Annotated in this window: 10 protein-coding genes; 6 read left to right on the top strand and 4 right to left on the bottom strand. The window is 64.5% G+C overall.

The window, feature by feature from the left end; translation table 11 throughout:
• Nucleotides 1-129 precede the first annotated feature (129 nt).
• The 6 genes from VAE54_RS07865 (at nt 130) to VAE54_RS07840 (ending at nt 8,005) form a co-directional block, all read left to right on the top strand.
• Nucleotides 130-1,854 carry an iron ABC transporter permease gene (locus VAE54_RS07865; RefSeq protein WP_322801400.1) on the top strand — a complete coding sequence of 575 codons (1,725 nt, stop codon included), beginning with the start codon at nt 130-132 and terminating at the stop codon, nt 1,852-1,854.
• A gap of 159 nt (nt 1,855-2,013) precedes the next feature.
• Complete coding sequence (locus tag VAE54_RS07860) at nt 2,014-2,586, top strand: LOG family protein (protein ID WP_322801399.1); 573 nt, start codon at nt 2,014-2,016, stop codon at nt 2,584-2,586.
• Between the two features lie 41 nt (nt 2,587-2,627).
• Complete coding sequence (locus VAE54_RS07855; protein WP_322801398.1) at nt 2,628-3,767, top strand: DUF1786 domain-containing protein; 1,140 nt, start codon at nt 2,628-2,630, stop codon at nt 3,765-3,767.
• A gap of 423 nt (nt 3,768-4,190) precedes the next feature.
• A complete protein-coding gene (locus VAE54_RS07850) occupies nt 4,191-4,952 on the top strand; it encodes a dolichyl-phosphate beta-glucosyltransferase (protein ID WP_322801397.1) in 762 nt (253 codons plus the stop codon).
• A 122-nt stretch (nt 4,953-5,074) separates the two neighbouring features.
• Complete coding sequence (locus VAE54_RS07845; protein ID WP_322801396.1) at nt 5,075-6,910, top strand: aldehyde ferredoxin oxidoreductase family protein; 1,836 nt, start codon at nt 5,075-5,077, stop codon at nt 6,908-6,910.
• A gap of 102 nt (nt 6,911-7,012) precedes the next feature.
• On the top strand, nt 7,013-8,005 hold the full coding sequence (locus VAE54_RS07840) for an NAD-dependent epimerase/dehydratase family protein (protein ID WP_322801395.1): 993 nt from the start codon (nt 7,013-7,015) through the stop codon (nt 8,003-8,005).
• Between the two features lie 255 nt (nt 8,006-8,260).
• On the opposite strand, the gene cysS is transcribed toward VAE54_RS07840, so the two are convergent.
• The 4 genes from cysS to VAE54_RS07820 form a co-directional block, all read right to left on the bottom strand.
• Nucleotides 8,261-9,715, bottom strand: coding sequence for a cysteine--tRNA ligase (gene cysS / locus VAE54_RS07835; protein WP_322801394.1), 1,455 nt, complete (start codon nt 9,713-9,715; stop codon nt 8,261-8,263).
• A gap of 171 nt (nt 9,716-9,886) precedes the next feature.
• Nucleotides 9,887-10,939 (bottom strand): PIN/TRAM domain-containing protein, encoded by a 1,053-nt coding sequence (locus tag VAE54_RS07830; RefSeq protein WP_322801393.1) that lies wholly within the window; start codon nt 10,937-10,939, stop codon nt 9,887-9,889.
• 85 nt (nt 10,940-11,024) lie between these two features.
• Nucleotides 11,025-11,477, bottom strand: a complete 453-nt coding sequence (locus tag VAE54_RS07825) for a hypothetical protein (RefSeq protein ID WP_322801392.1) — start codon at nt 11,475-11,477, stop codon at nt 11,025-11,027.
• 73 nt (nt 11,478-11,550) lie between these two features.
• Entirely contained in the window at nt 11,551-12,777 is a 1,227-nt protein-coding gene (locus tag VAE54_RS07820; protein WP_322801391.1) for a metallophosphoesterase, read from the bottom strand.
• Nucleotides 12,778-12,811: the final 34 nt, after the last annotated feature.

Below are 12,811 nucleotides of genomic sequence, written 5' to 3'. Positions count from 1 at the left end.
AATGGCCATGGGAAGGGTGAGGGACGCCTTCGGTGGCCGCCTATATCCTGAAATCTCCTCAGGCGGATAAGGCCAAAATAGGAGCATGCCTGATGTGCAAGCATATCCCATAAGGGAGCGAGGGCGCGGATGTCCCGCCGGGATCTTCTGTTGATTCCCCTGCTGTTGTTTTTTGCGGTGTTCTATCTTTACCCACTGGTTTCGATCCTGCGCCTGAGCCTGGCCCCTGAAGGGATCATCCGCTGGGAGGTCATGGCTCAAACGCTTCGAGGGGCCGCCTTCTGGAGGGTCCTGGGGTTCACGGTGGGTCAGGCGGCGCTTTCCACCGGCGTCACCCTGGCGCTGGGTCTGCCTTTAACAGGCCTCTTCGCTCGCTATCCCTTTCCGGGCCGGGGCTGGTGGCAGGCGATGGCGACCGTGCCTTTCGTCCTGCCAACCGTCGTGGTGGCGGCCGCCTTCACCGCGCTCCTGGGCCCCCGGGGCTGGGTGAACCAGATCCTGATGGCCGCGCTGGGTCTCTCAGAGCCGCCGATCTCTTTCCTCAACACCCTGACCGCCATCGTGGTCGCTCATGTGTTCTACAACCTTACGCTGGTGCTGCGCATCGTCGGGAACGCCTGGGCCCATCTGGATCCGACACTGGAGATGGCGGCTCGCACCCTGGGGGCGGACCGCTGGCAAACCCTGCGACGGGTGACGCTTCCCCTTCTGATGCCGGCGATCCTGGCGGCGACGGCGCTGGTGTTCCTCTTCGACTTCACCAGCTTCGGTGTCGTGCTGTTGCTGGGCGGCCCCCGATACGCCACGCTGGAGGTGGAAATCTACCGGCAGGCGGTTGGCCTCTTCAACCTTCCCGTTGCCGCCACCCTGGCCCTGACTCAGCTGGGGCTGACCTTCGGGATCCTGGCGATCTATGCTCGCCTCCAGGCCCGGCTCACGTTCCCGCTGGAATGGCGGCCGGCGGCTTCCACAACCCGCCCGCCGCGCGGGGGGCTGGAGCGCGTGGGAGTGGGTTTGGGGCTGGCGGTGCTTTTCCTGTGGATCGGGCTGCCGTTGCTGGCGCTGGTCTTGCGTTCGCTCACCCCAATGACCCTCCGCAAGCCGGGGGAGGCGGCGGTCTACACCGGATGGATCACCCTGGGTTATTATCGGGAGCTGTGGATTAACCGGAGGGGGTCCGTCACGTATATTCCGCCGATCGAGGCGGTGCGCAACTCCCTGGTCTTCGCCGTCGCGGTCACGGTGCTCTCGCTTCTGCTGGGGGGGCTGGCGGCTTACGGGATGGCCGGCCGCCGCCGTCGCTGGCTGGATCCTCTGCTGATGCTTCCCCTTTCGACTTCTGCGGTCACGCTGGGGTTCGGGTTCCTGGTGGGGTTCAGCCGTCCTCCGACGTTTCTGGAGGCGTGGCCAGGGATCGTGGAAGCCCTCATGGCGCTGCGTACCTCGCCGCTTCTGGTGGTGATCGCCCACACGCTGATCGCCTATCCCTTTGTGGTGCGCATTCTCCTGCCGGCGATGGAGGGGATGAACCCTCGCTGGCGGGAGGCGGCGATGACCCTGGGGGCTTCCCCCTGGCGGGTCTGGTGGTATGTGGAAGCCCCGCTGCTGGGGCGGGCGCTGCTCACGGCCGCGATCTTCGCCTTCTGCGTCTCCCTGGGGGAGTTCGGCGCCACCGCCCTGATCGCCCGGCCGACGATGACCACCATGCCCCTGGCCATCGCCCGCTTCCTGAGCCAGCCCGGCGAGCTGAACCTGGGCCAGGCGATGGCGATGAGCACGCTGTTGCTCCTCCTCACCTTCTTCGGTATCCTTCTCATCGAGCGCTTTCGGTATCGAGGCATCGGGACGTTTTAGTGCGATGTTCATCCCGGGGCCGTCCGCCCACCCTCCAGGAGAGGCCTGCGCTCATGGCTTATGAATAATGGAGTAGGGGGCCTCGGGTGGCTCCCCTCAACGGGGCATTGAGCCGTATGGCGTGCGTTGATTTCGCGGAAGCCCGGGAGGAGAACTCGAATGCGGCAGCGGATGATCTCGGTCTTCGGCAGCAGCGCTCCACCCCCGGAATCCGCCGATTATCAGATCGCTCGAGAGCTCGGTCGCCGGCTGGCCCAGGCCGGGTTCGTGGTGGTGAGCGGCGGATATCGCGGGACGATGGAGGCAGTGAGCCGCGGGGCGAAGGAGGCCGGCGGTCGGACCATCGGGGTGACGGTGGATCGGTTCGATCGCTGGGGCCTGAAAGCCAATCCTTACCTGGATGTGGAGATCAAATTCCCCACTCTCTTTCAGCGCCTTCACTATCTGGTCACCACCGGCGATGCGCTGATCGCCCTCCCCGGGGGCATCGGCACCCTAAGCGAGATGGCGCTGGCCTGGAGCCTTCTGCAAACCGGTGAGCTTCCTCCCCGGCCGTTTCTGCTTCTGGGCTCCCGATGGCGCCGCTTGCTGGAAGCGTATCTGGATCCGTTTTACATCCGGGAGGAGGATGCGGCGATCCCGCAGCTGGTGGAGACGCCGGAGGAAGCCATCGCGACATTGGAGGCCCGGCTGGAACGCCCGGTGGAGCGGATCTCCCGTCCATGGGGTTGACTTGGCGATTCACCTGTGTTTTCAGTGTAGAGGAGGTTCTCTTGAAGATCCTTTGTGTGGATATCGGGACAGGGACCCAGGACATCCTGCTCTACGATAGCCGGAGGGAGCTGGAGAACGCCTATCAGCTGATCATGCCCTCGCCCACGATCCGGGTCGCTCAGGCGATCCGCCAGGCGACCCGGGAGCGGCGGCCCGTTCTCCTCACCGGCGTTACGATGGGGGGAGGCCCATGCCAGTGGGCCGTGGAGGACCACCTCCGGGCGGGCCTTCCGGTGTATGCGACGCCCGAGGCGGCGCGCACATTCAACGATGACCTAGACGCGGTGCAGGCCATGGGGGTGCGGATCATTGGGGAGGAAGAAGCCGCCCGCATGGACGAGCAGGCGGTCCGCCTGGTGTTGCGGGATTTCGATTGGGATGCGCTGCGGCAGGCTTTTGAAGCCTTCGATGTCCCCCTTCGGCCCGATGGGATCGCGGTGGCGGTCTTCGATCACGGCGCGGCGCCCCCTGGATATTCCGATCGGAAGTTCCGGTTCGACTATCTCGCCCGGCAGCTTTCCGAGCATCGGGATCTCACAGTTTTCGCCCATCGAGGGGAGGAGATCCCTCCCGCCCTGACCCGATTGCAGGCAGTGGTGCGCACCGTTCGGGAGGTCTTCGATGGGCCGGTGGTGGGGATGGATACAGCTCCCGCGGCGGTCCTGGGGGCGACCCTGGATCCCCGGGTGGCGGCCTGGCGGCAATGCCTCGTTGTCAATGTGGGGAATTTCCACACCCTCGCCTTTCGCTTGCGGGAGGGGCGGGTGGAGGGACTTTTCGAGCACCACACGGGCTTTCTGGATGGGGAGAAGCTGGATCGCCTGCTGAGCCGGCTGGCGGAAGGCGCGCTGGATTTTGAGGAAGTGTTTGGAGATATGGGCCATGGGGCGCTGATGTTCGAGAGGACGCCGATGGATCCGGAAGGGATAGCGGTTGTGGGGCCTCGCCGCGGGCTGCTGCGGGGGTCCCGCCATCCGGTTTACTTCGCCGTTCCCTATGGGGATATGATGCTGGCTGGCTGCTTCGGGCTGTTGCGGGCCTTCGCCGCTCTCTACCCGGAGTTCGCCCCAATGATTATGGAATCCCTCCAGGGCTCCCCCCGTCCTGCTCCGTGGGATGTGGAACAGCAAGATGGATGAGGCACTGCCTTTTGGAGTGTGGCACCTCGGTGCCGCTCTTCTCCTGCTTTTGGGAGTGCGACACCTTGGTGTCGCTCTTCTAAAGTGGCGCATCACATACCGAATCGATGGAGGAAAAGATGGATTTCTGGCCTCATGCTCCCCCCATTGGCTGGTGCAACCGGGCACCTATATGGTCACTGCAGCCAGCTATAAGCCTTTTAGGAGTGCGGCGCCCTTGGTGCCGCTTTTCCAAAGCGGTGCCGAGGCACCGCATTCCGAGATTCTTTTAGGAGTGCGGCACCGAGGTGCCGCTCTTCTAAAGCGTTGCTGGGGCACCGCACTCCGGGATTCGAAAAGGGAAGCGTGTCCTCCCGGGGAGATCTCTGGCGACCCGGGTTAAAATATCGGGGCGGGAAATGTTGCCCTGGAGGCCTTCGCTCGATGAGCCGGTCCATACGGGTGGATGTGGTGATTCCGGTTTACAACGAGGAGCGGGACCTGGAGCCCAGTGTTCACAAATTGCGCGCTTTTCTGCGAGAGCACTGTCCGTATCGCTGGCGGATTGTGATCGCCGACAACGCCTCGGTGGATCGCACGCCGGAGATCGGGCAGCGGCTGGCCGCACAATGGCCCGATGAGGTGCGCTATATCCGGCTGAACCGCAAGGGGCGGGGGCGGGCGCTGCGCAAGGCCTGGCTGGAGAGCGATGCCGATGTGATGGCCTATATGGATGTCGATCTCTCCACTGACCTCAGCGCCTTCATGCCCCTGATCCAGCCTCTGGTCGAAGGGCGCTATCACATCGCGACTGGGAACCGGTTACACCCCCAATCCCGGATCACGCGCTCGCTCAAACGCGAGCTGATCTCCCGCATTTATAACTTCATCGTCTGGTTGCTTTTCCCCCACCGGCGTTTTCAGGACGCCCAGTGTGGGTTCAAGGCCATCACCCGCCAGGCGGCCCGCGAGTTGATCCCCCTGGTGGCCAATCAGTCGTGGTTCTTCGACACGGAGTTGTTGTTGCGGGCAGAACAACGGGGTTACACGATATGGGAGGTCCCGGTGATCTGGCGGGAGGATCCGGATACCCGGGTGAAGATCGTGCGCACCGCCCTGGAGGATCTGCGAGGCCTGTGGCGGGTTCGACGGACCCCCCATCCCCTCCCCATCTATACAGATCCGGAAGCGGATTATCCGGATTAAGGGCCCAGAACGCGGATCTTGTGGATCTTCTGGAAGGTCAGGGCGCTGGGCATGGGGCTTTCCGGGTATCCCATGGGGCTTGTGGGGAAAATGCGCTGCGGAACTCCTGTCGGAGGGACCCTATGGAACGGTTCGGGCGATTGCTGCGGGTGAATCTTTCCACTGGCGCCATCGCGCAGGAGGAGATCCCTCCCTCCTGGATCGAGGGCTTCATCGGGGGAAGCGCTCTGGCGGCTCGCCTGCTATGGGAGCGCCTGCAGCCGGAGGTGGACCCCCTGGGCCCGGAGAACCCCCTGCTGTTCATCACGGGGCCCCTGACCGGAACGGCAGGGCCGGCGGTAGGACGGTTCACGGTATGCGCCCGTTCCCCCGCCACTGGCCTGTGGGGTGAATCCAACTGCGGTGGGTTCTGGGGGCCGGAGCTGCGGTTCGCGGGCTATGATGCGCTGCTGATCGAAGGACGTGCCCCGGAGCCAGTTTATCTGTGGATCGCTTCGGGACGGGCAGAGATCCGCCCCGCTTCTCATCTCTGGGGCCATGATCCCTATACCGTGCAGACGATCGTGCGGAAGGAGGTAGGGGACCCCCTCGCCCGGGTGGCGGCCATCGGCCTTGCGGGGGAGAACCAGGTTCCCTTCGCCCTGATCCTGTGCGATCACGGGCGAGTCGCGGGCCGCACCGGGATGGGAGCGGTGATGGGTTCCAAGAACTTAAAGGCCATTGCGGTGCGGGGATCTCAACCCGTGCCCCTGGCCCGCCCGGAAGTCTTCCAGACGCTGCGAGCCCAGGTCAACCGGGCGCTGCGGGAGGATAACCTGACCCGGGTGTTCCGGGAGACCGGAACAGCGGGCGCGGCGGAGTATTTCGAGTTGCTGGGGAGCATGCCCAAACGGTATTACGGGCAGGGGGCCTGGGAAGGGGCCTCCCGAATCAGCGGGGCGGCCATGGCCGAGACCATCCTTTCCGGGGTGTCGGCCTGCCATGCCTGTGTGATCGCTTGCGGGCGTGTGGTGACCATCCCCGAGGGCCCCTATGCCCGGACGAAGGCGAAGGGTCCGGAATATGAGACCATTGCGGCCTTCGGCCCGAACCTTCTCCATGATGATCTTCCGACGATCACGCACCTGGGGGATCTTTGCGATCGCTACGGCCTGGATTCGATCAGCATGGGGAACGTGCTGGGCCTGGCCTATTTGTTGTTCGAAAAAGGTCGGATCACGGAGCAGGAGACCGGCGGCCTCATCCTGCGCTGGGGTGATGTCCGGCCGGTGGAGACTCTGATTGCCCAGACGGCCCGGCGGGAGGGGTTCGGCGCGCTCCTGGCCCTGGGGGCGCGAGGGCTGGGACGGGCGTTCGGGGCGGAGGATCTGGCCGTCGAGGTGAAGGGCCTCGAGGTTCCCTATCACGATCCGCGGGGGGTTGCCGGGATGGCGTTGAGCTATGCGACTTCCCCGCGTGGGGCCTGCCATAACCAGAGCGATTTCTTCATGGTGGAATTGGGCCAGTCCATCGAGGAACTGGGCATCCCGTATCTGGACCGGCATCAGATCGAAGGGAAGGCGCGCTATGTGGCGATCCATCAGGACTGGCGCACGGTATGTAACAGCCTGGTGCTGTGTTATTTTGCGAACGTCGCCCCCCGCATGGTCCTCGCGCTGCTCAATGCCGCTATGGGCTGGGATTGGGATCTGCCCACGATGCTGGAGGCGGGGGAGCGGGGCTGGCAATTGAAGCGAGCGATCAACGGCCGTCTCGGCGCTACCCGGGCCGATGATCGGTTGCCCGGGCGTTTGCTGGAGCCCCTGGCCGATGGAGGGGCCGCGGGCTTCGTCCCGGATCTGGAGACGATGCTGCGGGAATATTATGAGGTCCGCGGATGGGACCCGGAGACGGGCCAGCCCACCATGGAAACCCTTCAGCGTTTGGGGCTGGAATTTGTCGCTCAGGCGGCCCCCTAAGCGAGGCGCCGCTGGTTTCCTGCGGAGGGCTTTCAGGGTTGATCCCCCTCTCCGGGTTTGAGCCCAACCCGGGTAATCTCGATCCGCATTGAGGAAAAAGCGATGCGCGTGCTGGTCACCGGGGCGACCGGCTTCCTGGGCCGGAACCTTTGTCCTTACCTGGTGGAACGGGGGCATTCCGTGCGCGCCCTGGTTCGACCGTCCTCGGACTGGAGGTTCCTGACGGAGCGGGGAGTCGAGATCGCCTTCGGCGATGTGCAGGATCCCGGCTCGGTTCATGCGGCCCTCGCCGGATGCGATGCGGTGATTCATGCCGCGGGCTACTTTCGGTTCTGGGGACCTCGGGATCAGTATTGGGCGGTGAATGTCATCGGGACCCAGAACGTGGTTCAGGCGGCGGAGCGGATGGGGGTTCAGCGGTTCATCCACATCTCGACGGTGGCGGTGGTCGGGCGGCCGCGCCCGGGGACCGTGATCGATGAAACCTATCCGTGCCAGCCTGTGGATGAATACCAGCGGACGAAGCTGGAAGGAGAGCGGATCGTTCAGGAGGCGGCCGGCAGAGGGCTTCCGGCTGTGATCTTACGGCCCGGGGCGTTTTATGGCCCGTGGGGACGTTATGCGTTCAACCGGCTCTTTTTTGAGGATTTCCTGAAGGGATTGCGCCTTCAGGTGCACGGCGGCCGTCGCTATACGTTTCCGATCTTCGTCCCGGATCTGTGCCGGGTCATCGAGGCTGCGCTGAGCCAGGGACGGGTAGGGGAGATCTACAACGTAGCGGATCGCAGCCGGCAGCATCGGGAGATCTACGAGATCGTAGCCCGCATCGCGGGAGTTCCCGCGTGGCGCGTGAACGTGCCGGCCGTGCCCATGCGAACGCTGGCATGGATCTGGACGAAGCTGGCGGATCTCACCGGGCGGGAGCCCTATTATCCCCTGACGCTGGCCTCTTACGTGTTCTACGACTGGAAAGTTTCCTCTGAGAAGGCGAAACGGGAGCTGGGGTTCGAACCGACGCCTTTTGAAGAAGGAGCCAGGCGGACCCTCGAGTGGTACTGGAGCCAGGGGATCCTGCCCCCGCCTCGGAGAAGATGAGCCGCCTCCCCGTGTTGGCGCTTCGCGCCGATGGCCGATCGGCCTTGCGAGACACCCATGGGCCTCGTGTCGGCCCATCGCGTCGATGGAAATCGGCCGGATGAGGTGTTGCGCGCCGGGCATCGGCCTGCGCCGACGCGAGGATGCTTTTTGGCCGGCGCCGGCCATTGGCCGGAGGCCTCAAAAGGTCGAATTCATTCGACATCCTAAGGCCGGCCGTCGGCCGAAAGCCCTTTGGGGTCGGATTCCTTCGATTCAAGAACGGGCCATCCGCCATGCGGTGCCCTCTGGACGGTCTTCCAGGATGATCCCCATGGCCCGAAGGCGATCACGGATCTGATCGGCGCGGGCGAAGTCGCGCTGGCGGCGGGCTTCCGCCCGGATCTCGACAAGCAGCTGCACCAGCCCGGCCACCAGATCCGAGGGGATGTCCGGCCGGATGACGTCGGGGATCACCCCCAGGACCTGGCCGCCGAACTCCCGATAGACGGCGTCGATGGCCTCCAGGATGGGACGCCCCACTGGGGCCCCGCCGAAGAGCAGGCTGTTGACCGTTTTGGAGAACTCGAAGAGCACCGAAAGGGCCTCCGGTGTGCCGAAATCGTCGTCCATCGCCTCCAGGAACGCACGTCGTGCCCGCTGGATCTCCTCCATGAACGTCTCCGGCTCCGCGGTTTCGGGAACATCTCCCCGGGCGAGCCGCTCCCGAACCTCGATCACCGTGTTCCAGAGGCGGTCCAAGCCCTTCTCCGCTGCCTCCATGGCCTCTTCGCTGTAGTCGATGGGGGAGCGGTAATGGCTGGAGAGGATGAACAGGCGGATCGCCTGGGGTCGGTATTGCTGGAGGGCATCCTTGATGCGCACCACGTTCCCCAGGCTTTTGCTCATCTTCACGCCGTTGACGGTGAGGGATCCCGTGAGCAGCCAGTAGCGGGCGAAGGGCACCCCGTTGGCGGCCTCCGCCTGGGCGATCTCGCTCTCGTTGTGGGGGAACAGGTTATCGATGCCTCCCCCATGGATATCGAACGGCTGCCCCAGATATTTGGTGGCCATCACCGAGCATTCGATATGCCAGCCCGGGTAGCCCCAGCCCCATGGGCTGGGCCAGCGCAGGATGTGCTCCGGCTCTGCCCGCTTCCACAGGGCGAAATCGGCAGGATGCCGTTTCTCCTCCCGCACCGGGACGCGGACACCTTCCTCCTGCTCCTCCAGACGGCGACCGGAGAGCTTCCCGTATTCCGGCCAGGATTCCACCGAGAAATAAACCGAGCCGTTCACTTCATAGGCGTGGCCCTTTTCGATCAGGACTTTGATCATCTCGATCATCTCCGGGATATGGCAGGAGGCCCGGGGAGAGATATCCGGACGCACCACCCCCAGCGCGTCCATGTCTTCGAAATAACTGCGCATGTATTTCTCCACCAGCTCCATCGGCTCCAGGCGTTCCCGGGCAGCTCCCTTGAGGATGCGGTCTTCCCCGGTATCCAGCAGGTGCCCCACGTCCGTGATGTTCTGGACGTAGCGGACCTGATAGCCGCGATACCGGAGGTAGCGAACGATCACATCCATGGAGACATAAAGCTTGGCGTGTCCAAGGTGGGCGTGATCGTAGACGGTCGGTCCACAGACATACATGTGAACCCGCCCCTCGCGCAGGGGAACGAAGGGCTCCTTCTGACGTGTCAGGAAGTTATAGACCACCAGGCCCATCGGTTTCGCACCTCCTGAAGATGTGGCATGCGACAGCCGCAGCCTCCCGAACTGGTTCCCTGAGCTGACGGAGAGGCGCTCGCCCCTCCCGTGCGCTCGGCGAGATTCCTTTGTAGAGTAGACAGGCGAAGTAGCGAAGCGGATCGCCGGGGGATCCGTGAGGCGAAGGCCTTAAGAGGAGCCCCCGCGGCTCGGTTCCTCGGGCCGGGCGAAGATCATCCGACCGGCCGCCGTCTGAAGCACCTTGGTCACCACCACCGGGATCTCCCGGCCGATGTAGCGGCGCCCCTCCTCTACCACGACCATCGTCCCATCCTCCAGGTAACCCACACCCTGTCCGGGCTCCTTCCCTTCCTGGATGATGGAAAGCGTGAACGTTTCCCCGGGCAGCAGAACCGTCCGCACGGCGTTGGCCAGTTCGTTGATGTTGAGAACGCGGATGTTCTGCAGTTCGGCCACCCGATTCAGGTTGTAGTCGTTGGTCATAATCGGACAGCGCAAGCGGCGGGCCAGGGCGATCAGCTTCTCGTCCACCTCCCGACCTTCCACGTCCATATCCACGATGCGGACCGGGACGTGACCTTCTTTCTGCATCCGGTTAAGGATCTCCAGGCCCCGGCGGCCCCGGTTGCGCCGCAGGGGGTCCTGGGAGTCGGCGATGTGCTGGAGCTCGTTCAGGACGAAGCGGGGCACCAGGAGCGTGGCCTGGAGGAACCCGGTGCGCGCCACATCGGCGATCCGGCCGTCGATGATCACGCTGGTATCCAGCAGGATCGCGTGCTCACCGTCCCGTCCATCGCGCAGGTGGCGAGGGAATATGGCCAGCAGGTCCTTGTAGCGGGTGCTGGCGACCGTGAGGCCCAGGTAGCCGAAGAACACGGCCCCCAGGGAGGGCATCACCCGGCCCAGGGGATCCGGAAGGAGAGAAAGCGGATAGGAAACCAGCCCGGCCATGATCAACCCAAGGATCAATCCGATCGTGCCGGCGATCAGCTGCTGTAAGGGGATCGGCCGGATGATCTGGCGGATCATGGCGGCCGGGCGGATGGTGAGCCAGGGCGTGAGGATGAGGCCGAGGATGGCGCCGACCAGGCTGAAGGCCAGGGCGAATTGCCAGGCCGGGCGCGAATCCAGCCCCAGCCGGGCCGCGTCCATCCCCAGCCGCCACCCGGCGACCCCCAGCACCAGCATGCCGATCAAACGAAGGAAGCGTTCAAAATCCATAAATCCTCCGGATAAGGACGAAGTGCAACGTTCATCTTACACCGGGGGCCATGAAGAGGGCAAGGAACGGGGCCAAACATTCTTCTTAGGCTATTCCACTGCCGGAGGTCCCCACCAGGGCTCTGAGGGTCAGGTAATTGCCTGCCCTCCCATGGTCAGTGGGCCCATCCGCCCCGTTCTCCCTGGCCTGCGCAGAAGAGGAGTTCAGGGATGACCGGGGATCATGGCTATGACCCGAAGGCGGGCACTCTTCATACGTCACCGGTTGCAGGCTCAGCCGGGGCGCCCAGAGCCAGAACCAGACGTCCGTGCGCTGGCACAGGCGGCCTTCCGGGTTCCGGTAGGGTGTCGTTTGGGAGAGGGCCAGACCTGTGCCCTCCCGTTCGCGGATCAACCACAGGCGATACTGGGCGCCCCGTATGCTCCAGGAGAGATCCCCACGGATGGCCAGGGTCCCCAGCATACAGATCCCGCATCCGACTCCAGCAACGGTCAGCGCGAGGAAGAGGGAGATCGCGGTTTCCATGCGACGGCGCATTGCCGGGCTATCCCTTCCCGATCGGGATGTGCATGGTTCCACTTATCCTAATCATAGTCCGGTCGTGTCGGTCTCACGAGGAAGTCGAAAGGCCTTTTGACCCTTCCGGCTCATCGCTTTGCAGATGGATCAGGACGATCTCCGGCGGGCACATCAGGCGAATCCGGGGCATCCCGAGTCCTTCCATTCCCAATCCCCGGCTCACATACATCGTGGTCGGACCCCGTCGATACAGGCCCATCTCGTAGCGCTTCCCATAAATTGAAGCGGTGACCAGCGCGCCGATGAGGGGCAGGCGGATCTGCCCGCCGTGGGTGTGCCCGCACAGATAGAGATCGATCCCCAGCGCGCTGGCTTCGGGGAAGAGATCCGGCGAGTGGTAGAGCAGGACGGTGAGGGCGTGAGCCGGGATCTGGCGCATCAGCTCCCGCAGCCGCTCGCCATCGCGCTCCGGATCGTGCGTGCATGTCAGGCCGAGCAGGCAAACCTGAGGCCCTTGATGGCCCAGCTTCCCGAAGCGGACCACCTGGTTGTTCAGCCAGGTGATGTGGGTGAAGCCGAAGAGGATCCGCCGCACCACCTCCGGCGGATCCACCAGAGGCGTCCCGGTGACCAGATAAACGCCCAGGGGGGCGCGCAGCGCCTCCAGGAACCGGCTGCACTGAGCCTGGGCCTGGGGATCGTGCACATAGCTCAGGTTGAGGAGATCCCCCGTGAAGACGATCAGGTCGGGATCCAGCTCCTCGATCCACCGCAAGACCTGCTGTTCCCGCCGGGTCAGGCGCTCCAGATGAAGATCGGTGAGGTGCAGAACCCGGAGGGGAGGCATTCCCCGCAACTTGGGGGAGGCCACCACGAGCTCCGTCAGGGTCAGCCGGAAGGGTTCCCGGTAAAGCGCGTTGAGGAGGTTTCCGGTGAAGGCGAGGTGTCCGATCAGTGCCAGCCCGATCGCCCAGGAGAACGGCTGAAGGGGAAGGGTGCCCAGGCTCAAGAACAGGCGGAAGAGGGTGAAGGCGACGAATGGGGGCCGGGGCGGGCCGAAGGAATACCCGAGGCGAGGCAGCAGAATCAGCATCAGGGCATCGCCCCCGGCGAAGGCGAGGAACGTCCCTGCGGCGGCTATACCGATCTCCAGGGATCCCGATGCTTTCCCCCAGGCCAGCCCGATGATCACCCCCAGAGCCAGCGCCCACAGGGCCAGGAAGGCCCACGGAAGGCGTTCCAGGCGGTTCAGGGCCACCATAAACTGATGGAAGGGGCTGGCCTCCGTTCCCGGCCGGAACCGTCGCTGTCGCGGCATGGCGGCGCGCTCATCCGCCGGGGCCGGCGGGGAA

This window comes from Thermoflexus sp., from assembly GCF_034432235.1.
In the GTDB taxonomy this organism is placed as follows: domain Bacteria; phylum Chloroflexota; class Anaerolineae; order Thermoflexales; family Thermoflexaceae; genus Thermoflexus.
This window is presented reverse-complemented; position numbering and strand designations above follow the sequence as displayed.

Bases quoted from the DNA above. Each gene is read 5' to 3' on its own strand.
- VAE54_RS07840 (WP_322801395.1), top strand. From the start codon at position 7,013: ATGCGCGTGCTGGTCACCGGGGCGACCGGCTTCCTGGGCCGGAACCTT.
- VAE54_RS07860 (WP_322801399.1), top strand. From the start codon at position 2,014: ATGCGGCAGCGGATGATCTCGGTCTTCGGCAGCAGCGCTCCACCCCCG.
- VAE54_RS07820 (WP_322801391.1), bottom strand. From the start codon at position 12,777: ATGCCGCGACAGCGACGGTTCCGGCCGGGAACGGAGGCCAGCCCCTTC.
- VAE54_RS07825 (WP_322801392.1), bottom strand. From the start codon at position 11,477: ATGCGCCGTCGCATGGAAACCGCGATCTCCCTCTTCCTCGCGCTGACC.
- VAE54_RS07830 (WP_322801393.1), bottom strand. From the start codon at position 10,939: ATGGATTTTGAACGCTTCCTTCGTTTGATCGGCATGCTGGTGCTGGGG.
- VAE54_RS07850 (WP_322801397.1), top strand. From the start codon at position 4,191: ATGAGCCGGTCCATACGGGTGGATGTGGTGATTCCGGTTTACAACGAG.
- VAE54_RS07865 (WP_322801400.1), top strand. From the start codon at position 130: ATGTCCCGCCGGGATCTTCTGTTGATTCCCCTGCTGTTGTTTTTTGCG.
- cysS (WP_322801394.1), bottom strand. From the start codon at position 9,715: ATGGGCCTGGTGGTCTATAACTTCCTGACACGTCAGAAGGAGCCCTTC.
- VAE54_RS07845 (WP_322801396.1), top strand. From the start codon at position 5,075: ATGGAACGGTTCGGGCGATTGCTGCGGGTGAATCTTTCCACTGGCGCC.